Annotated in this window: 18 protein-coding genes; 9 read left to right on the forward strand and 9 right to left on the reverse strand. The window is 73.4% G+C overall.

Going from position 1 to position 19,653, the window contains the following annotated elements; genetic code table 11:
* Nucleotides 1-220 precede the first annotated feature (220 nt).
* A complete protein-coding gene (locus LXM90_RS19940; RefSeq protein WP_020093372.1) occupies nt 221-1,144 on the forward strand; it encodes a peptidylprolyl isomerase in 924 nt (307 codons plus the stop codon).
* 46 nt (nt 1,145-1,190) lie between these two features.
* Here the strand turns inward: LXM90_RS19940 and LXM90_RS19945 are convergent, their stop codons facing one another.
* Both LXM90_RS19945 and hemH read right to left on the reverse strand, forming a co-directional pair.
* The gene (locus LXM90_RS19945) at nt 1,191-1,349 is read right to left on the reverse strand and encodes a hypothetical protein (RefSeq protein ID WP_020093373.1); all 159 of its coding nucleotides are present in this window, start codon (nt 1,347-1,349) and stop codon (nt 1,191-1,193) included.
* A 93-nt stretch (nt 1,350-1,442) separates the two neighbouring features.
* Nucleotides 1,443-2,525, reverse strand: coding sequence for a ferrochelatase (gene hemH, locus LXM90_RS19950; RefSeq protein WP_020093374.1), 1,083 nt, complete (start codon nt 2,523-2,525; stop codon nt 1,443-1,445).
* A gap of 292 nt (nt 2,526-2,817) precedes the next feature.
* Between hemH and LXM90_RS19955 the strand changes: the two genes are divergently transcribed.
* The gene (locus LXM90_RS19955) at nt 2,818-3,507 is read left to right on the forward strand and encodes a uracil-DNA glycosylase (RefSeq protein WP_020093375.1); all 690 of its coding nucleotides are present in this window, start codon (nt 2,818-2,820) and stop codon (nt 3,505-3,507) included.
* Nucleotides 3,508-3,532: 25 nt separating this feature from the next.
* Here the strand turns inward: LXM90_RS19955 and LXM90_RS19960 are convergent, their stop codons facing one another.
* Nucleotides 3,533-3,946: a hypothetical protein gene (locus tag LXM90_RS19960; RefSeq protein ID WP_020093376.1), complete on the reverse strand. Its 414-nt coding sequence runs from the start codon at nt 3,944-3,946 to the stop codon at nt 3,533-3,535.
* Nucleotides 3,947-4,231: 285 nt separating this feature from the next.
* Between LXM90_RS19960 and LXM90_RS19965 the strand changes: the two genes are divergently transcribed.
* The 4 genes from LXM90_RS19965 to LXM90_RS19980 all read left to right on the forward strand — a co-directional run bounded on the left by LXM90_RS19965 (nt 4,232) and on the right by LXM90_RS19980 (nt 7,596).
* Nucleotides 4,232-4,702, forward strand: a complete 471-nt coding sequence (locus LXM90_RS19965; protein ID WP_020093377.1) for an AMP-dependent synthetase and ligase — start codon at nt 4,232-4,234, stop codon at nt 4,700-4,702.
* A 118-nt stretch (nt 4,703-4,820) separates the two neighbouring features.
* Entirely contained in the window at nt 4,821-5,633 is an 813-nt protein-coding gene (locus tag LXM90_RS19970; protein ID WP_020093378.1) for an enoyl-CoA hydratase, read from the forward strand.
* Nucleotides 5,634-5,773: 140 nt separating this feature from the next.
* Entirely contained in the window at nt 5,774-6,094 is a 321-nt protein-coding gene (locus LXM90_RS19975) for a hypothetical protein (RefSeq protein ID WP_020093379.1), read from the forward strand.
* 65 nt (nt 6,095-6,159) lie between these two features.
* Nucleotides 6,160-7,596 carry a phospholipase D-like domain-containing protein gene (locus LXM90_RS19980; protein WP_020093380.1) on the forward strand — a complete coding sequence of 479 codons (1,437 nt, stop codon included), beginning with the start codon at nt 6,160-6,162 and terminating at the stop codon, nt 7,594-7,596.
* Here the strand turns inward: LXM90_RS19980 and LXM90_RS19985 are convergent.
* Nucleotides 7,514-8,299: an endonuclease/exonuclease/phosphatase family protein gene (locus LXM90_RS19985; protein WP_026604964.1), complete on the reverse strand. Its 786-nt coding sequence runs from the start codon at nt 8,297-8,299 to the stop codon at nt 7,514-7,516. The genes LXM90_RS19980 and LXM90_RS19985 overlap by 83 nt on opposite strands.
* A 243-nt stretch (nt 8,300-8,542) precedes the next feature.
* Between LXM90_RS19985 and LXM90_RS19990 the strand changes: the two genes are divergently transcribed.
* Nucleotides 8,543-9,781, forward strand: coding sequence for a metallophosphoesterase family protein (locus tag LXM90_RS19990; RefSeq protein WP_020093382.1), 1,239 nt, complete (start codon nt 8,543-8,545; stop codon nt 9,779-9,781).
* A 22-nt stretch (nt 9,782-9,803) separates the two neighbouring features.
* Complete coding sequence (locus tag LXM90_RS19995; RefSeq protein ID WP_234081018.1) at nt 9,804-13,280, forward strand: ATP-binding protein; 3,477 nt, start codon at nt 9,804-9,806, stop codon at nt 13,278-13,280.
* 47 nt (nt 13,281-13,327) lie between these two features.
* On the opposite strand, the gene LXM90_RS20000 is transcribed toward LXM90_RS19995, so the two are convergent.
* The 5 genes from LXM90_RS20000 to LXM90_RS20020 all read right to left on the reverse strand — a co-directional run bounded on the left by LXM90_RS20000 (nt 13,328) and on the right by LXM90_RS20020 (nt 17,847).
* On the reverse strand, nt 13,328-14,827 hold the full coding sequence (locus LXM90_RS20000; RefSeq protein ID WP_020093384.1) for a carboxypeptidase M32: 1,500 nt from the start codon (nt 14,825-14,827) through the stop codon (nt 13,328-13,330).
* Between the two features lie 44 nt (nt 14,828-14,871).
* Nucleotides 14,872-16,674, reverse strand: a complete 1,803-nt coding sequence (locus LXM90_RS20005) for an ATP-binding cassette domain-containing protein (protein ID WP_234081019.1) — start codon at nt 16,672-16,674, stop codon at nt 14,872-14,874.
* 66 nt (nt 16,675-16,740) lie between these two features.
* Nucleotides 16,741-16,983: a hypothetical protein gene (locus tag LXM90_RS20010; protein WP_020093386.1), complete on the reverse strand. Its 243-nt coding sequence runs from the start codon at nt 16,981-16,983 to the stop codon at nt 16,741-16,743.
* A 74-nt stretch (nt 16,984-17,057) separates the two neighbouring features.
* Nucleotides 17,058-17,372 (reverse strand): polyhydroxyalkanoic acid system family protein, encoded by a 315-nt coding sequence (locus tag LXM90_RS20015; RefSeq protein ID WP_020093387.1) that lies wholly within the window; start codon nt 17,370-17,372, stop codon nt 17,058-17,060.
* A gap of 124 nt (nt 17,373-17,496) precedes the next feature.
* Complete coding sequence (locus LXM90_RS20020; RefSeq protein ID WP_020093388.1) at nt 17,497-17,847, reverse strand: septal ring lytic transglycosylase RlpA family protein; 351 nt, start codon at nt 17,845-17,847, stop codon at nt 17,497-17,499.
* A gap of 586 nt (nt 17,848-18,433) precedes the next feature.
* Here LXM90_RS20020 and LXM90_RS20025 point away from each other — a divergent pair.
* On the forward strand, nt 18,434-19,624 hold the full coding sequence (locus tag LXM90_RS20025) for a site-specific DNA-methyltransferase (RefSeq protein WP_026604966.1): 1,191 nt from the start codon (nt 18,434-18,436) through the stop codon (nt 19,622-19,624).
* The last annotated feature ends 29 nt before the right edge of the window (nt 19,625-19,653 follow it).

The raw sequence follows: 19,653 nt of genomic DNA on the forward strand, positions 1-19,653 counted from the left end.
GGCGGGCCGGCCTGGACGGAGTTGGCCGGGCTTATAGAGGTAAACATCGCCCGGCGCACCTGGAAGGGGCAGCCCTCAACGCATGCCGGTACGGTCACGGTTCCGGCACCGGTGAAATGGCCGCGCTTGCCTTCTCGCCCGACGCGGGCCACCTGTGCCGCGGCGCGACGCCCGGCCGATCCGGCGCGGCGCCGAGACGTGAGCCGAGGACTTCGCCCGTATGCCGAACACCGCCCTTCTCCGGCGCGTCAGCGCGCTCGCCGTCATGGTCGCGATGCCGGGACTGGCGCTGGCCCAGGCACCCCAGAAGGCCCCCACGCCGGCCGCCAACACGCCGGCCGCCGCCTCGCCCGCCGCGCCGGCCGCGGCGCCGAGCGCCGACGCGGTCGTGGCGAGCGTGAACGGCAAGCCGATCACGCAGGGCGACCTCGCCATCGCGGCCGATGACCCGGCCCTGTCACTGCCCGGCGTCGACGAGGCCCAGAAGAAGAGCCTGCTCGTCGACTACATGGTCGACCTCCGCGTCGGCGCGCAGGCCGCCGAGGCCGCCAAGGTCGGCGACACGCCCGAGTTCAAGCGCAAGCTCGCCTACTTCCGCGACAAGCTCCTGCTCGACGACTACCTGGAGCAGGAGGCCAAGCGCGCGGTCACGCCCGAGGCGGAGCACGCGATCTACGATCAGACCGTCAAGCTGATGAAGCCCGAGGAGGAGGTGCACGCGCGCCACATCCTGGTCGACAACGAGGCCGAGGCGAAGAAGATCGCCGCGCGCATCAAGGGCGGCGAGGACTTCGCCAAGGTCGCCGCCGAGGCGTCCAAGGACCCGGGCTCGAAGGCCGAGGGCGGCGATCTCGGCTGGTTCACCAAGGAGCGGATGGTGCCCGACTTCGCCAACGCCGCCTTCGCGATGAAGCCCGGCCAGGTCTCCGACCCGATCAAGACCCAGTTCGGCTGGCACGTGATCAAGGTCGAGGAGAAGCGGACCAAGCCGCAGCCGACCTTCGACGAGCTCAAGGAGCAGATCGACCAGCACCTGATCCGCAAGGCGCAGCAGGACATGATCCTGAAGCTCCGCTCGGAGGCCAAGATCGACCGCGCCGACGCGCCGCCGGCGGCTCAGACCGCGCCCGAACCGAAGAAGTGACGGTTCAAGGCTGACAGGCGCGGCCCCGCGGGGCCGCGCCCCGTCGTCAGTACGGCCGATCCGGGACGAGGTAGCTGGATCGCGCCGGGGCCGGCTGGGGCGTGATGCCGAGGGCCGAGAGTTCGGCGCCGCGGCGCCCCTCGGCGATCCTGTCGAGCACCGCGATCAGCAGCCACGGACACGCGATGCCGATGAAGAACGCCATGTGATCCTCCCGCGCCGAACCGATGGGCCCGTTCGGCTTAGGAAAATAATAGGCGGGCCGGGCCGCGCCGCAAGCGGCATCCCGGCCGGGATCTCAGATCCAGCCCTGGAGCTCGCGGCGCACGACGTGCTCGATCACCCGCATGCCGAGGTCGCTGTCGTTCAGGCAGGGGATGTAGGCGAAGCGCTCGCCGCCGTTCTCCTCGAAATAGTGCCGGTTCTCGCCGTCGAGCTCCTCGAGGGTTTCCAGGCAGTCCGCCGTGAAGCCCGGGGCGACGATCGCCATCCGCTTCACGCCCGACTTCGCGAGTTCCATCACCGTCTCGTCGGTGTAGGGCTTCAGCCACTCCTCGTTGCCGAAGCGCGACTGGAAGGTGACCCGCATCTTCTCCGGAGACAGGCCGAGCGCCTCGCGGATCAGGCGCCCGGTCTTGTGGCACTGACAATGGTACGGGTCGCCCTTGAGCAGGTAGCTCCGCGGCACGCCGTGGAACGAGGTGAGGATCACCTCCGGCTCGAAGTCGAGCTTGGCCAGGCCCTCGCGGATCGAATCGGCCATGGCGGCGATGTAGACCGGGTCGTCGTGATAGGGCGGCGAGACCCGCACCGTGGGCTGCCAGCGCATGTCCATCAGCGCCCGGAAGGCCTGATCGCAGGCCGTGGCCGAGGTCGCGGCGGCGTATTGCGGGTAGAGCGGCACCAGCAGGATCCGGTCGCAGCCCTGGTCGAGCAGCGCCTGGATCCGGCCGGCGACCTCGGGCTTGCCGTAGCGCATCGCCCAGTCGACGACCACCGACTCGCCCATGGCCGCCTGGAGGCGCTCGCTCTGGCCGCGCGTGATCGTCTTCAGCGGCCCCTCGTTGAGCGCGTTGTTCCAGACGCTGGCGTAGTCGCGGCCCTTCGGCCCGGGGCGCTTCGTCAGGATGATCAGGTTGAGGAGCGGCCACCAGATCAGCCGCGGCACCTCGATCACCCGGCGGTCCGACAGGAACTCCTTGAGATACCGGCGCATCGGCCAGTAGGACGTGCCCTCGGGTGTCCCGAGATTCATCAGGAGCACGCCGACGCGGCCCCAGGCCACCTTCGGGTGGTCGGCCGGAAGGGTGTTCGCCGCGGGCTGCAGCGGTGCGAGGGGCCGGCCATTCGCCAGCGCGGCGGGTTCGACGCGTTCGTTCATGGCAGCGTTCCGGCGCCGCGCGCCGAGATCCTTCCTCTGGCTTCCGATATCCGGCGGCCGGCGCGTACGCCCTGGTACGCCTCGGCTTGGCCGGCGCTTAAACCCCGTCGGGTGCGCTTCCATGTAGGGTGCGAAGCCGCCCGGCGAAGGGCGGACGCGACATGCCGCACCGCGACAGGCCGCGCGCTCGACCCCCGTCCCTAAACACGGGCGGCTCCCGGCCGCAACCGCCGCGCCGATGACGGTGCGCGTCCGCCTCCTATCTCGGCGTGGAAACCGATCGCGAGAGACCATGGCCACCACACCCGTCGCCGACGCCCTCACGGCCTTCCGCGCCTCCGGTTCGCCCTGGCTGAGCCTGCCGTTCTTCGCCGGCGGGGAGGCCGACGCCGTGGCGGCGCGGGTCGATGCCCGAATCGCCGCGGGCGCCCGCGTCCTGCCGGCACCGGACCGGATCTTCCGCGCCTTGGCCGAGACCCCGCTGCAGGACGTGCGGGCCGTGATTCTCGGGCAGGACCCCTACCCGACACCGGGCGACGCCAACGGCCTCGCCTTCTCGTTCGTCGGCTCCGGTCGCCTGCCCGCCTCGCTGAAGGTGATCCTGGCGGAGGCGGGATCCGACCGCGCCGCCGGCGGCGACCTGACGCCCTGGGCGCGGCAGGGCGTGCTCCTGCTCAATAGCGCGCTCACCGTCGAGTCCGGCAAGGCCGGGGCGCACCTGCGCTACGGCTGGGCCGCGCTGACCGATCAGGCCGTGAGCGCCGTCTCAGCCCGCGCGGAGCCCGCCGTGTTCCTGCTCTGGGGCGCCCAGGCGCGGGCCAGGGCCGCGCTCATCGACGCGACCCGCCACGGCGTGTTCGAGAGCGGACACCCGTCGCCGCTCAACCGGGCGCGAGATTTCCCCGGCTCCGACCCGTTCGGCCGGGCCAACCGGTGGCTCGCCGCGCACGGGCGCCCGCCGATCGACTGGCGCCTCGGCTGAGGCCGGCGGCGATCCCGCGAATGGGCTATTGCGGCTTGGCGGGCTCGGCGGGCTTCGCCGGCGCGGCGGGGTCCTGGCCGGCGGGCAGGAGCACGTTCTTGGCCACCGTGCCCTCGGGCCCGTACTCGCCGGCCACCGCGAGGCAGGCCTGGTCGCGGTTCTGCGCCATCTGGTTCGACATCAGCGTGAACATGGTCTGCACCCGGTTGCCGAACGGTCCGCGCGGCTGGACGTCGCCGATCTGCACGTTCTGCTTCGCCAGCAGGGCCTCGAACTGGTCGCTGCCGATCCGGTAGCCGCAGACGTTCGAGGCCGCGAAGATGTAGGCGGCGAATTCCAGGGCCCGCGGCGACGGGGCGTTCCGGATCTGCGCCTGCGCCGGCAGGGCCGCGAGCGTGACGGCGGCGAGGAGTGTGATCCGGGTCGTAGTGGGGCGCATGCGCGGCGGTTCCTCGATCGGGGGCGGCCTCTCGCGGGCCGCCTCTGGCGGGCGGGACATAGGCCGGATCCGCGCGCGCGCCAATGCGACCGAAGATGCGACCCGAGATGTCGGCAATTCACCCGTCCCGGTTCACGGCCCGTTCGCCATAGGTCCAGTCGCCGGCCCGCGCGCCGACGAAAAGACGGTCGTTTTTCGACGGAACGCCCGGGTGAGAGAGAGTGTTAACCTGCTCGCGTCACGCCAGGACCTGCAGTGTGTCCAGATTCAGGCGGTCCGCATCGCATGTACGGCGTCCATCACCCGGCGGCCTCCATCCCACTCCCGGCTCGCGACGCCGACCGGCGCGCCCGGCCGGGTGCGCAAGGAGCCGCCAGCGCGGAGCGGCGCGGCGCGCCGGCGATGCCGGTCGCGGCGGTCTGTCCGCACCGCGTCTCGCGCTGGGCCTGGGGCGAGGGGCTGCGGGCCGGGCAGGCCGTGGCGCTCCTGGTGCAGGATCTCGGGCAGGTCGAGGCCATGCGCCTCGGCCTCACCCGCCTCGGCCTGCGCGTCGTCTGCCTCGACTGCGCCGGCCGCGACGCGGCGCTGGCGGAAAGCCTCGCGCAGTCGGGCGCCGTGCTGGTCGTCGTCGATACCGCGCTCGCCGACGCCTATGCCGGCGTGATGGGCCGGCTCACCGCCTATCCGGCGGTGTGGTGGAACGGTCCGGGCGCCGACTACGCGAGCCTCGACCTCGCCCTGGCCGAGCACGCCTGACAACCGCCGCATCGCGGATCGCGAGTCGCGGCACCGTCGCGGACCTGAACCCTGCGTGCTACCGTCCGGCGACGCGACCGGCCCCGTGCCAGGGAGGCCGGCGCCGGGAGACGCCGCCATGACCGCAGCCCTTGCCACGGCCCACGCCGCCAGCCCGGAGGCGCCGGTGCTGTTGCGCAGCGATGCCGACGGGGTCGCGACGCTGACGCTGAACCGGCCGCAGGCCCGCAACGCCCTGTCGATGGCCCTGATGGGCGCGCTCCAGGAGCAGCTCGACGCGATCCGCGCGGATCCGTCCGTGCGGGTGGTGATCCTGGAGGGGGCCGGCCCCGCCTTCTGCGCCGGGCACGATCTCAAGGAGATGCGCGCCGATCCGTCCCGCGAGGCGACCGAGGCGGTGTTCCGCACCTGCGCCCGGCTGATGCTGAGCCTCACGCGCCTGCCGCAGCCGGTGATCGCTCGCGTCCACGGGATCGCCACCGCCGCCGGCTGCCAGCTCGTGGCCACATGCGATCTCGCCGTGTGCGCCGAGACCGCCCGCTTCGCCACGCCGGGGGTGCAGATCGGCCTGTTCTGCTCGACCCCGATGGTCGCCCTGTCGCGCGCCGTATCGCGCAAGGCCGCCCTGGAGATGCTGCTGGTCGGTGAGCCGATCGACGCCGCGGAGGCCCTGCGGATCGGGCTGGTCAACCGCGTGGTGCCGGAGGCGGAGCTCGACGCGGCGGCGGGCGCCCTGGCGGCCCGGATCGCCGGGAAGGCCCGGCGCGTCCTGGCGATCGGCAAGGAGGCGTTCGGCCGGCAGATCGAGATGGGCCTGGAGGACGCCTACGGCTACACCGCCGAGGTCATGACCCGGAACATGATGATGGCCGACGCGCAGGAGGGGATCGACGCGTTCCTGGGCAAGCGGCCGCCCCGCTGGGAGCCGTGAGCCGGCGTCCCGGTCCGCGCACTGGCGCGATACGACGCAGGCCCTCCGGCGCGACGCGCATAGGTGATGGCGCCGCCCTGCCCTAGGATGAGGGGCCTGTCCGACCCTGCCGGACTCGGCGCCGCCACGCGGAACGGCTGATGAGCACCCTCGACCTGCTCGGTCTGACGCTGTCCTTCTACGGCACGATGCCGCCGCCGCGGCCCCCGCGGCCCAATCGCAACGGCGCGACCTGGGCGGCCGCCGTGATTTTCGGCGGCGTCTGCCTCGCGACGATCGGGCCGATGATCACCATCTGGAGCTTCCACCGGCCCTATGCCGAGGCCAAGGCGCGCTGCATCGCCTCCGGCGGCCGGGTCCTGTACGGGGCCCTCGACGGCAGCGGACCCTATCGCTGCGAGCGGCCCGCGGCCGCCGCGGCCGCCGCGCCCATTGCGCATCCGGCCAAGCCGGCGGATTAATCCGCCCGCCGCATGCGCTTCAGGTCGATCCGGCGCCTCCCGACGCGAACCCGGATAGCCTCACCTTGGAAAACGCGATCACCCGCTGGGTCCAGTCGACCGCCCTGATGCGGTCGGATGTCGAGGCCCTGATCGGCTTCGCGCTGGCGATCGGCGTCACCCTGCACGCCCTGCTGCGCAAGCGCCGGGTCAGCGTGGCGGTGGGCTGGATCGGGCTCGCGTGGCTGTCGCCGATCTTCGGCACCGCCCTGTACCTGACCTTCGGCATCAACCGGGTCTCGCGCCGCGCGCGGCGGCTGCGGACCAAGCCGTCCGACGCGACGCAGCTGCCCGACACCGACGACGCCGTGGTGCCGGAGGCGCTCTGGCCCCTCGACCGGGCGATCCGGCGGATCACGAGCCTGCCGGCCTTCGCGGGCAACACCGTGCAGATGTTCCGCAACGGCGACGCCGGCTATCCGCAGATGCTGGCGGCGATTCGCGAGGCGCGGTCCAGCATCGGCCTGTCGAGCTACATCTTCCGGGACGACGCCACCGGCCGCGAATTCTGCGACGCCCTCGTGGAGGCGAAGGCCCGGGGCGTGCAGGTCCGCGTCATCATCGACGGGATCGGCGGCGGCTATTTCCGCGCGCCGGTCTACCACCGCCTGACGGCCGCCGGGGTGCCGGCCGCCCTGTTCATGCACTCCGCCCTCCCCTGGCGGATGCCGTTCCTCAATCTGCGCTCGCACAAGAAGCTGCTGATCGTCGACGGGCGGATCGCCTTCACGGGCGGTCTCAACATCTCGCACCCGAACCGCGTCGCCCTGAAGCCCGAGCACCCGATCCGGGACACACATTTCCGCCTGACCGGCCCCGTGGTCGAGCAGCTCGCCGCCGCGTTCGCGGCCGACTGGGCCTTCGTGGACGGCGAGATCCTCGACGGCCCCCCGTGGTTCGTCGACCTCGAGCCCTGCGGACCGAGCGTCGCCCGGGCGGTGACCTCCGGCCCGGACGCGGACGTCGAGAAGATCGAGCAGGTCATCCTCCAGGCGCTCGCCTGCGCGCGCCGGTCGGTGCGCTTCGTGACGCCCTACTTCCTTCCCGACGAGCTGGTGACCGGCGCGCTCGCCCAGGCCGCGACCCGGGGCATCACCGTCGACGTGATCATCCCGCGGGTCAGCGACCATCCCTACATCGACTGGGCGACCCGGGCGCATCTCGACCCGCTGCTGCGGGCCGGCGTGAACGTCTGGCTCGACGAGCCGCCCTTCGACCATTCCAAGGCGATGGTGGTCGACGACATCTGGTGCTTCGTCGGCAGCGCCAACTGGGACATGCGCAGCTTCCGACTCAATTTCGAGCTGAACGTCGAGATCATCGACGCCGACCTCGCCGCCGACCTCGACCGGTTCATGCGCGGCAAGATGGAGGCGCGGCTCAGCCGGGAGGATCTCGCCGCGCGCGGCCTGCCGATCCGTCTGCGCGACGCAGGCGTGCGACTGCTGCTGCCATACCTTTGAACCGGGCGGGGGCGTGCGCCTCCGGCGCCGGGCCGAGATGGACGACGATCGGCCGGTGATCGGAGCGTCCCCGCGGCAGCACCGCGTGCGCGTGGCAGACGAGCCCGCGGGCGAGGCAGCGGTCGAGCCGCAGCGGCAGCACCTCGACCATCGCGTGGGTCGATTGCCGCGGTCCGACGTCGCGGAAGCCCGGGATCAGCGCCGGGCCGACGATATTGTAGTCGCCGAGCACGGCCGCCCGCGGCGGCAGCTCGCTGACGATGCGCCGCAGCTGGCGCCGGTTCAGCATCTGTCCGTGCGACAGGTGGACGTTGGCCACGCCGAACTCGCCGAGATCGAGGATCTGGCAGACCCGGTGCACGAGGGCGCCGGAGGGGAGCGCGATGACCCGGGGCGGCGCCGCCCAGGGCTTCGGGCTCCACATGGCGAGCCCGTGGATCCGGCCCGGCAGGGGCGCCCAGGCGTAGTGGCCGCCGATCCGGTCCAGCAGGAAGCCGATGGCGCGGGTCGCCTCCTGCATCAGCAGCAGGTCGGGCTTCTCCTGCGCGACGAGGGCGGCGACGTCGTCCACCGCCGCGCCGGTGCGCCGCAGCAGGTTCCAGCTCACGATCTTGAAGGGCTGGTGCGGCCGCTCGGCGGGGCGGATCGGCGTGACGGGCAACGGTGCGGGGGTGGAGCGGGCCGGGCGTGCAGCAGGATTCATCGGGCCGGTCTCGTACCTCAACGCGCGGCGCTCCCGCCACCGCCACGCTCTAACGCGCCCGGAGCCGGGACGTTCGACCGCTTTCGCGCCGGGCCCGGGCGCGGTCCGACCTGGGCGCCCCACAGCCCATCGCCGGGCGCCGCTTGAGGCGGACCCGGTCGGCGGCCTAAGAGCCGGCATGGCGACGCCGGCCGCTCCGCGGATCGCCGCGCACCGCCATCCCACCGATCCCGTCCGGAGGCCATGACGGCGTTCAGCTTCATCCATGCCGCCGACCTGCATCTCGGCAGCCCGTTGTCGGGCCTCGCCGCGCGCGACGCGGAACTGGCCCGGCGCCTCGCCGCGGCGAGCCGGCAGGCCTTCGAGGATCTGGTGAGCCAGGCGATCGAGCGGTCGGTCGCCTTCGTCGTTGTCGCGGGCGACGTCTACGACGGCGACTGGGCCGACACCACGATCGGCCTGTTCTTCGCCCGGCAGGTCGCGCGCCTCGACCGCGCCGGCATCCGGACGATCCTCGTGCGCGGCAACCACGACGCCGAGAGCGTCATCACGCGCTCGATCACGCTGCCGGCCTCCGTCCACGTCTTCCCGACCGCCCGCGCCGGCACCCTGCGCCTCGACGCGCTCCGCGTCGCGGTCCACGGCCGCAGCTTCCAGGGCCGGGCGGTGGAGGAGAACCTCTCGCTCACTTACCCGGCCGCCGTGCCGGGCTGGTTCAACCTCGGGGTCCTACACACCTCCTGCACCGGCCACGCTGCCCACGAGACCTACGCCCCCTGCTCGGTCGCCGACCTCGCGGCCCGGGGCTACGAGTACTGGGCGCTGGGCCACATCCACGAGTACGCGGAGCTGTCCCGGGATCCCTGGATCGTGTTCCCCGGCAATCTCCAGGGCCGGAGCGTGCGCGAGTGCGGCGAGAAGGGCGCCGTCGTGGTCGACGTCTCCGACGGTCGGGTGACCGGCGTCAGCCGCCTGCCCCTCGACCGGGCGCGATTCGAGCAGATCACGGTCGACCTCGCGGCGGTGGCCGACGCGCGCGGCGCCGTCGAGGCCGTCGAGGCGGCGCTGAGGCCCCTGGCCGGGATCGCGGCGCGCCGGCTGCTCTTGGTCCGCGTCCACCTCGCCGGGACGACCCGGGCCCACGACGCCCTCGCGGCCGATCGCGAGTCCCTGACGGCCGAGATCCAGGCGGCCGCGCACCGGCTGCACGAGGACATCTGGCTGGAGCGCCTGAAGATCGAGACCCGCCGCCCGCGCGCCGCGGCGGAGCCGACCGGCGCCGCCATCGACCCCGCGGCCCTGCTCGCCGACCTCGACCGCGACCCCGAGTTCCGCGCCCGGGCGAAGGCGGCGCTGGCCGAGATCGGCGGCCGGATGCCGGGGACGGCCGCCGCCGAGGCCGACCTCGACGCGGAGTTCGACGCGCTCTGCGCCGAGGCCGAGGCCCTCGTCCTCGGACGCCTCGGCGGCCGGCACTGCTGAGGCGCGCGCCCATGGACCCCCGATGCGCCTGATCCGCCTCGCCTTGGAGCGCTACGGCGCCTTCACGGACCGCACCGTCGCGTTCCGGCCAGACGCGCGCCTGCACGTCGTGCTGGGCGCCAACGAGGCCGGCAAGAGCACCGCGCTGGCGGCGGTCACCGACCTGTTGTTCGGCTTCGGGAAGACGACGCCCTACGCCTTCCTGCACGACATGCCGCAGCTGCGCCTCGGCGCGGAGATCGCCGCCGCCGACGGCCGCCGGCTGTCCTTCCGCCGCCGGAAGGGCAACAGCCGCACCCTCATCGACGCCGACGACGCGCCGCTCGCCGACGACGCGCTAGCCCCGTTCCTCGGCGGCCTGTCCCGGACGGTGTTCTGCCGGGCCTTCGGACTCGACGCGGCGAGCCTCCGGGCCGGGGGCCGCGAGATGGTCGACGTGGAGGGCGAGGTCGGCGCGAGCCTGTTCGCGGCGGGCTCGGGCCTGCGCGGCCTCACGGAGCTGCAGACGACGCTCGACGCGGAGGCCGACGCCATCTTCGCCCCGCGCCAGGCCAAGCACCGGACCTTCTACCAGGCGCTGGAGCGCCACGAGACGGCCCGGCGGGCGATCCGCGAGCGGGGCCTGCGCGCCGGCGACTGGCGCGCCCTGAACGACGAGATCGCCGCGGCGGCCGCGCAGCTCGAGGCGCTCCGGTCCGAGCAGAAGGCCGGGGCGGTCGCGCGCGCCCGGCTGGAACGGTTCAAGCGCGTCCGCCCGATCATCGCCGAGATCGACGCGCTGGAGCGGCGCATCGCCGCCGAGACCGACCTCGTCGACGCGGATCCCGCCTGGATCGCCCGCCTCGGGGCGGCCCTGGACGCGTGCCGCGCCGCGGACGCCGAGGCGGAGCGGGCCGAAACCGCGCGCGACCGGGCCCGCGGCGAGGCCGAATCGGTGCCGGTCGAGCCGGGGCTGACCCATCGGGCGGACGAGATCCTGGCGGCGTTCAGCGGCACAAGGGAGTTCGAGAAGGGCGGCACCGACCTGCCCCGCATCGAGGGCGACGCCCACAAGGTCGGGCTGGATCTGGAGCGGCTGCGCGCCCGGATCGGCGTGCCCGACCTCGCCGCGCTCGAGGCCCGACAGCCCCCGGACGCCGCGCGGGCGCGGACCGAGCGGCTGATCCGCGACGGTCGGACCCTGGCGGCCGCCGAGGAGCAGATCGCCCGCGAACTCGCCGCCGCCCGCGCCGAGCGGGAACGCCTCGCCCGCGAGGTGGAGGCGGCCGACGCGGCCCGGGACCCGACCCCGCTCCGGGAGGCGCTGAAGCCCCTCGCCCGACTGCACGAGTGGATCGCCGCCCGCGACACCCTCGACGGCGCGATCCGCCGGGAGGCGGCGCTGCTGCGCAACCAGGCCGAGCGGCTGTCGCCGCCGGTGCCCGACCTCGCCGCCCTCGTGCGGACGCCCCTGCCCGCCCCCGACACGGTGGCGCGCTACCGTCAGGGCCTCGAGGCGAAGACCCGCGAGCACGAACGGGCCGCCGACCGGTGCGACGCGGCCCGCCGGCAGGTCGCGGTCACCCGGGCACGGCTGCGCGAGCGCGAGGCCGGCCGGCCCGTCGCCACCCGGGAGCGGCTCGACGCCCTGCGGTCAACCCGCGACGCGGCGTTCGCGCCGCTGCGCGACGCCCTCGCGGCCGGCCGGGCGGCCGCCGTCGCCGAGGTCGCGGCCTTCGAGCGCGCGCTCCTCGAGGCCGACCGCGTCGCGGACGAGCGCGCCTCCGACGCCGCCCGGGTCGCCGCCCACGCGGCCGACCTGGAACGGCTCGCCGCCGAGGAGGCGGAGGCCGCGCGAGCCGACGACGTCCTCGCCGGTCTCGCCGCGGAGATCGCGGCGGGCGAGGCGGCGTGGCGCGAGGCGTGGCGGCCCGCCGGGCTCGTGCCCGGTCCTCCGGCCGAGATGGCGGCCTGGCTCGCCGAGGTGGAGAGCCTGATCGAGGCCGAGCAGCGCCTCGCCGCGCAGCGGATCGAGGCCGACCGGCTCCTGGCACGGATCGAGGCCGCGCGGGGGCCCATGGCCGACCTGCGCAGCCGCGCCGGCCTCGACGCCGCGCCGGACCTCGAGATCGCCGCCGCGCTGGACGGTCTCGAAGTGCGGATCGCCGCCCTGGCGAGCCGCTGGGAGGCCAACCTGCAGACCGCCGGCCTGCTGCGCGCGGCCGGACTGTCCGTCGCGCGGCTGGAGGCGAGCCTCGCGGAGACCGCCGCCCGCCGGGCCGCCTGGCGGGCCGACTGGGAGGCGGCGCTGCTGCCCCTCGGCCTCGACGGCACGGCCGGTCCGGAGGAGGCCGAGGGCGCGCTGGAGGCGTGGCGCAGCGTGCCCGACCGGCTGGCGGAGCGGGCCGCCCTACAGCGCCGCTCGGCGGGGATCCGCCGGGACATGGATGCGTTCCGAGCCAACGCCGCCGCCCTGGTCGAGGCCCTGGCGCCCGACCTCGCGGAGGTGTCGCCCGCCGGCGCGGTCCGATCGCTCCACGGCCGCCTCGTCGCCGCGCAGGCCCGCGAGGCGCGCCGCGCCGAGCTCGACCGCCGCCGCGACGAGGCCGAGGCCGCCCATCGCGGCGCCTGCGACTCGCGCGACGCGGCGCGGGCGACGCTCGCCCGGCAGGTGGCCGAGGTGATGCCGGACCTCGCTGCGGCACCGACGCCGGAGATCGACCGGCTGTTCGGCCGCCTCAGCGCGCGGGAGGCGCTGCGCGCCGAGCGCCTGCGGCTCCGCGTCACGCTCGCGGGCGCGGCCGACGGGCTTCCGGAGGCCGAGCTGCGCGCCGGCCTGGAGACCGTGTCGCCGGAGGCGATCGAGGCGGAGCTGGCGCGGCTGTCGCTCGAGGCCGACGAGCAGGCCGAGCGCGGGCAGGTCATCTTCGCGGACCGCGACCGGGCGGAGCGGCGGCGGGCGGAGCTCGAGGGCGGCACCGGCGCCGAGCTGGCCCTCGCGGAGCGCAAGGCCGCTGAGGCGGATCTCCAGGCGGCTTCCCGCTCCTGGGCCGTCTTGCGGCTCGCCGGGCTGATGCTCGGGCAGGCGGTCGCCCGCCACCGCGCGGGGCAGCAGGACCCGCTCGTCACCCGGGCGGGCGCGCTGTTCCAGGCTCTCACCGGCGGCGCGTTCTCCGGTCTGGCGCAGATCTACGACGAGGCCGACACGCCGAAGCTCGCCGGGCAGCGCGCCGGCGGCGGCACGGTCGCCATCGAGGGCATGAGCGAGGGCACCCGCGACCAGCTCTATCTCGCCCTGCGGCTGGCCTATCTGGAGGATTACGCCGGCCGCGCCGAGCCGGCCCCGTTCATCGGCGACGACCTGTTCTCGACCTTCGACGAGACCCGGACCGGCTACGGCCTCGATGCGCTGGCGGCGATCGGCGCCCGGGTCCAGCCGATCCTGTTCACGCACCACCGCCACGTCGCGGACATCGCTCGCGACCGGCTCGGCGACGCCGTCGACGTGGTGACGCTCTAGGCGTCGCCGGCGGAGGGGTCGTTCGTCCCCTCCCCGGCCACCGCGTCTCAGCCGCCCGCGCCCCCGAGGTAGCGCGCCTCCAGATGGGCCCGGAACGCCGCCGTGCCCAGCCTCGTCCCGGTGGCGCGGGTGAGGAGGTCGTCGGTGTCGAGCAGGCTCCCCACCGCGTGGACATGCGTGCGGAGCCAGTCCCGCAGGGGCCCGAAATCGCCCTGCGCGAGGCAGCCCGGCAGCGCCGGCTCGGCCGCGCGGGCCGCCCGGAACAGCTGCGCGGCCGCCAGGGCGCCGAGCGTGTAGGTCGGGAAATACCCGAAGGCCCCGCTCGGCCAGTGGATGTCCTGGAGGCAGCCGACCCGGTCGTCGGGCACCGTGAGCCCGAGGAGATCGCGCAGGCCGTCGTTGAATGCCCCCGGCAGGTCGCGCACCGCGAGGTCGCCCGCGATCATCGCGGTCTCCAGCCGGTAGCGCAGGAGGATGTGGGCCGGATAGGTCGCCTCGTCGGCATCCACGCGGATGAAGCCCGGCGCGACCCGGGTGTTGAGCGCGTGCAGGTTCTCCGGCGACCATTCCGGCCCGGACCGCCCGAACGCCGCCTGCAGGAGCGGCGCCAGGAAGCTGAAGAACTCCCGGCTCCGGCAGGCCTGCATCTCCACGATGAGCGACTGGCTCTCGTGCAGGCTCATCCCCCGCGCCGCGCCGACCGGCTGGTTGCGCCACGCCGCCGGCCGGCCCTGCTCGTAGAGGGCGTGCCCGGTCTCGTGGAGAACGCCCATCAGCGCCCGGCCGAAATCGGCCGCGTCGTAGCGCGTCGTGATCCGCACGTCGTCGGTGGCGCCGCCGCAGAACGGGTGCAGGCTGATGTCGAGCCGGCCGCGGGTGAAGTCGAAGCCGACCGCCTCCATCAGCTTCAGGCCGAGGTCCCGCTGCACCGCCACGTCGAACGGGCCGGCGAGCGGGAGCGGCGCCGGCCGGGACGCCTGGATCTCCCGGGCACGGGCGATCAGGGCCGGCAGCCAGCCGGTCAGGTCCGCGAAGAGCGGGTCGATCGTCGCCCGGCGCATGCCGGGATCGTAGCTGTCGAGGAGCGCGTCGTAGGGATCGAGGCCGAGGGCCGCGCCCTTCGCCTGGCCGATCTCCCGCTGGAGCCGCAGCACCTCGGCGAGGTGGGGTTCGAGGCGGGCGAAATCGGCGTCGCGCCGCGCCTCGCGCCAGACCATCTCCGAGCGGGACACGGCGCGGGAGCTGGCCTCGACGAGGTCGCGGGGGACCGCCGTGGCGTGGGCCTGTGCGCGGCGCATCTCCCGCAGGTTGGCGGCGGGCCAGGGCTCGAGGCCCCCGCCCTGCTCGGCCGCCGCGAGCTCCTCGGCGGCCTCGGGGGCGGTGAGCATCCCGTGGGCGAGCCCGCGCAGGATCGCGAGCTGGTCCCCGCGGGCCTCGGCGGCGCCGTCCGGCATCAGGGTCTGCGCGTCCCATCCGAGGATCCCGGCCGCGCCCTCCAGGGCGGCGAGCCGGGCGAAGCGCTGTTCGAGGGTCTGATAGGCGGTCATGCGGTCTCCGGTCGGGTACGTCTCGCGGCGCGATGCGGCGGGTCTCATCCCGCCTGAAGCATCTCCAGTTCCAGCCAGCGGTCCTCCGCCTGCGACAGCTCGGTCTCGGCCTGGGCCAGCATGGTCGAGGCCTTGTCGAACCGGGCCGGGTCGCGGGCGTAGAGCTCGGGGTCGGCGAGGATCGTGCGGAGCTGGGCGATCGCCGTCTCCAGCTTCTCGATGCGGGCCGGCAGGGTCTTCAATTCGTGCTGGTCCTTGAAGCCGAGCTTGGGCTTGCCCGACGGCTGGGCGGCCGGCGCGGCGGCGCGCTCGCGCGACTCCTTCGCCTTCGGCGCGACGGTCCGCGCCTCGACGCCCTGGCCGCGCTGGACCAGCATGTCGCTGTAGCCGCCGGCATACTCGACCCAGCGGCCGGCGCCCTCCGAGACCAGCACGCTGCCGGCCACGCGGTCGAGGAAGTCGCGGTCGTGGCTCACCAGGATCAGCGTGCCCTGGTAGTCGCCCAGCATCTCCTGGAGCAGGTCGAGGGTCTCGAGGTCGAGGTCGTTGGTGGGCTCGTCGAGGACGAGGAGGTTGGCCGGCTGGGCCAGGGCGCGGGCGATCAGCAGCCGGTTGCGCTCGCCGCCGGAGAGAACCGAGACCGGCGTGCGCGCCTGCTCGGGCGTGAACAGGAAGTCCTTGAGGTAGCCGATCACGTGGCGGCTCTGGCCGTTCACCGTGACGCTGTCGCCGCGGCCGCCGGTCAGCACGTCGGGGACGGTCATCCCGGGCTCCAGCACGGCGCGGGCCTGATCGAGCACCACCGGCAGCAGGTTGGTGCCGAGCACCACCTGCCCGGCATCCGGCGCGAGCCGGCCCATCAGCAGGTTGATCAGGGTACTCTTGCCCGCGCCGTTCGCCCCGACGATGCCGAGCCGGTCGCCCCGCATCACCCGCAGGGACAGCCCGTCGACGATCCTGCGCTCGCCGTAGCTCTTCGCGATGTCGCGGGCCTCGACGACGAGGCTCCCCGAAGATTCCGCGTCTGAGGCCTGCATGCTGACGCTGCCCACCGGGCGACGCACCTCGCGGCGGTTCTGCCGGAGTTCGTGCAGGTTGCCGAGGCGGCGGACGTTGCGCTTGCGCCGCGCGGTGACGCCGTAGCGCAGCCAGTGCTCCTCGGCGGCGATCTTGCGGTCGAGCTTGTGCTGGTCCCGCTCCTCTTCCTCGAAGAAGGCGTCGCGCCACGCCTCGAAGCTGGAGAAGCCCTGGTCGATCCGGCGGGTCTCGCCGCGGTCGAGCCAGATCGTGGCCCGCGACAGGGCCGAGAGGAAGCGCCGATCGTGGCTGATCAGCACGAGGGCCGCGCGGGTGCCCTTCAACTCCGTCTCGAGCCACTCGATCGCAGGCAGGTCGAGATGGTTGGTGGGCTCGTCGAGGAGCAGCACGTCGGGCTCGGGGGCGAGCGCCTGCGCCAGCGCGGTGCGGCGCCCCTCGCCGCCGGAGAGCTTGCTCGGATCCTCCGCGCCGGTCAGGCCGAGGCTCTCCAGCAGGTAGCGGGCGCGGTGGGTCGATTCGCCCGGCGGCAGGCCGGCCTCGACGAAATCCAGGGTGGTGGCGAAGCCCGTGAAATCCGGCTCCTGTGCGAGGTAGCGGATCGTCGTGCCGGGCTGGACGAAGCGCCGGCCCCGGTCGGGCTCCGTGAGGCCCGCGGCGATCTTCATGAGCGTCGACTTCCCCGACCCGTTCCGGCCGACGAGGCAGGTGCGCTCGCCCGGCGCGATGGCGAGGCTCGCGCCCGTGATCAGCGGCGTGCCGCCGAAGGTGAGCGCGACGTCCTGGAGGGTGAGGAGCGGGGGAGCGGCCATGGGCCGGCTTATGGCAGCGCGGGGCGGCCTGTTCAAACAGAGCCGCCCCCGTCGGTCGGCGCCCGGTCAGGCGATCGGGTTGGCCGGTCCCGTCGGCGGGCTGATCTCGGGCACGCCCGGATCGTTGACGGGGATCTCGGGCGGCTGGATGCCCGGCGCCTCCGCCGGGGTGTTCCCGGGGATCTCCGGCCCGGGCGGCTGGGTCGGCGCCTGCGGCGGATCGTAGGGGCGGTCCGGCACCGGCGTCGGCTGCGGCGGCACCTCGGGGACCTGCCCCGGGTCGGCGAGCGTGAAATCGGGCACCGTCATCCTCCGCGAGACCGGTGGTGCACAGCGGCACCGGTCCCGCGGAAACAGAGTGCGGCGGATCCGGTTCCGGAGGGCTACTTCTTCGTCAGCAGGAGGTTGCCCTCCTTGCTCGCCACCTTCTGGATCTTCTCGGCGAACAGGGCGAGGAGGAACGGCAGCTTCACCTCGAGGCGCACGCTCTCCGCGCCCACGTCGATCGTGCCGGCGATCTTCTGCGCCACCGCGGACACGCCGAAATCGAGCCGGTCGCCCGTCCAGGCGAGCTGGTCCACCGTGATTCCGCTCTTGGCCAGGAGGGCCCGCGCCTGATCCGTGCCGTGCTCCAGGCGCCGCTTGGCCTCGTCGCGGCCGAGGTCGTGCGGGATGTCGACGATGAGGGGCTTGGGCATGGGCGGGTGATCCGAGCTGAACCCGGCAGCAGATGGTGCGTCCGGGTCCGACAGACAACGCCCCGGAGGCCGCCCCGCCCGCGCGGGGCGGAGGCGCGCCGGGGCGCTCGATGCCCGTGAAGGGTCAGTGCACGACCTGCAGCGACACGTAGCTGACGCCGCCCATGCCGAGGGCGCGGGCGGAGCCGCGCGACAGGTCGATGATGCGGCCGCGCACGAACGGACCGCGGTCGTTGATGCGCACGACGATCGAGCGGCCGGTCCGCTTGTTCTCGACGCGGACCCGGGTGCCGAACGGCAGGCTGCGATGGGCGGCGGTCAGTCCGTTGGGGTTGAAACGCTCACCGTTGGCGGTGCGATGGCCGCTCCCGTACCAGGAGGCCGCTCCGCTCTGGGCGGCGGCCGGGAGGCTGGTTCCGACGACGGTGGACAGCATTCCAAGCGAGACAACGAGCTTACCGAAACCGAACGACATTCTCGACGCATTCCCATTGTTTTTGTCGGGGCGGCGCCAGTCGTGCCCGAAACGGGCCGGAATATGGCAGGCTTTTTCGGGCTGTCGGGATCACATTTTGGCCGATTTCGCGCTGGTCATCTCCATTACATGGCGGCTTATTTCGGTTTATTTCCGCTCTTGTTGCGGGTGATGCATTGGCGTGTGGTTCTGCGTATTCAGCAAGAACTGCTCGCTTCCGTCGGGGAGGGTGCAAAATAGGACATCATTCTTAAGCCTTGCGCGGAGCGTGACCCTGCGTCCCGCTGAGGTGGAAGCGCGACCCGCCCGGCGCCCCTGGCACCACGATGATTGTCGTGCGCGGCTGTTTCCCAAGCACAGGCTGCCGCGGCCGCGCGCGACCCGCAGGGATAGAGTGTTGTCGCCCGATCCCGGCGGCGCGGCGCGGCCGGGTAACGGTTGCTTAATCTGTCGGAGGATTGTCCGGGCGCCCGGTCGGCAAAATCTGCAGCCCCAGAACGGGACGCGCCGGACGCGAAATCGACAACGTGACCTTTACCGTACCCGGCGCATGGTCTGCCGGTCAGTCGCGTAACCGGTGTTTGCCATGGCTTCCCCGCGTACCGTGGCTGCCGACGCCGTCGCCCGGAAACAGGTCTCGCGTGCCGGGCGGCCCGCGTCGGCGCCACGGATGGGTCTCGTACCCGCCCAGCGTTCTCTGCCCCTCGACCAGGTACTCGTCGGGGACTGCATCGCGGCCATGAACGCCTTGCCGGCGTCGAGCGTCGACTGCGTGTTCGCCGATCCGCCCTACAACCTTCAGCTCGGTGACGCCGGCCTCCTGCGCCCGGACCAGAGCCGCGTCGACGCGGTCGACGACGACTGGGACAAGTTCGCGACCTTCGAGGCCTACGACACCTTCACCCGGGACTGGCTCGCCGCCTGCCGCCGCGTGATGAAGCCGAACGCGACCCTCTGGGTGATCGGGTCGTACCACAACATCTTCCGGGTCGGGAGCGCGTTGCAGGATCTCGGTTACTGGATCCTCAACGACATCGTCTGGCGCAAGGCCAACCCGATGCCGAACTTCCGCGGCAAGCGCTTCACCAACGCCCACGAGACCCTGATCTGGGCCTCGCGCTCGGCCGACTCGAAGGGCTACACCTTCCATTACGAGGCGCTGAAAGGGGGCAACGAGGACCTCCAGATGCGCTCGGACTGGTTCATCCCCCTCTGCACCGGCGAGGAGCGGCTGAAGGATGCGGAGGGCCGCAAGGTCCACCCGACCCAGAAGCCCGAGGCTCTGCTCGCCCGGACGCTGCTCGCGGCGACCAATCCCGGCGACGTGGTGCTCGACCCGTTCTTCGGCACCGGCACGACCGGCGCCGTCGCCAAGCGCCTCGGCCGCCGCTTCATCGGCATCGAGCGCGAGGCGATCTACGCCGAGGCGGCCCGGGAGCGGATCGCCGCCGTGGAGACCCTGTCGAGGGCCGCCCTCATGGTGGCGCCGACCAAGCGCGCCGAGCCGCGGGTCCCGTTCCTGTCGGTGATCGAGGCGGGCCATATCCGGCCGGGCGAGACCGTGACCGACGAGCGCCGCCGGTTCCGCGCCACGGTGCGCCCGGACGGCCAGCTCGACAACGGCCTCGTCATCGGCTCGATCCACAAGATCGGCGCGCTCGTGCAGGGCCTGCCGGCCTGCAACGGCTGGACCTTCTGGCACGTGGAGCGCGGCGGCAAGCCGGTGGTGATCGACAGCTACCGGGCCGGGCTCCGGCAGGCGATGGCCAACGGCTGAGCCAGCACACCGTCTCTGCGAGCGGAGCG

It is taken from the genome of Methylobacterium oryzae (assembly GCF_021398735.1).
Classification (GTDB): domain Bacteria; phylum Pseudomonadota; class Alphaproteobacteria; order Rhizobiales; family Beijerinckiaceae; genus Methylobacterium.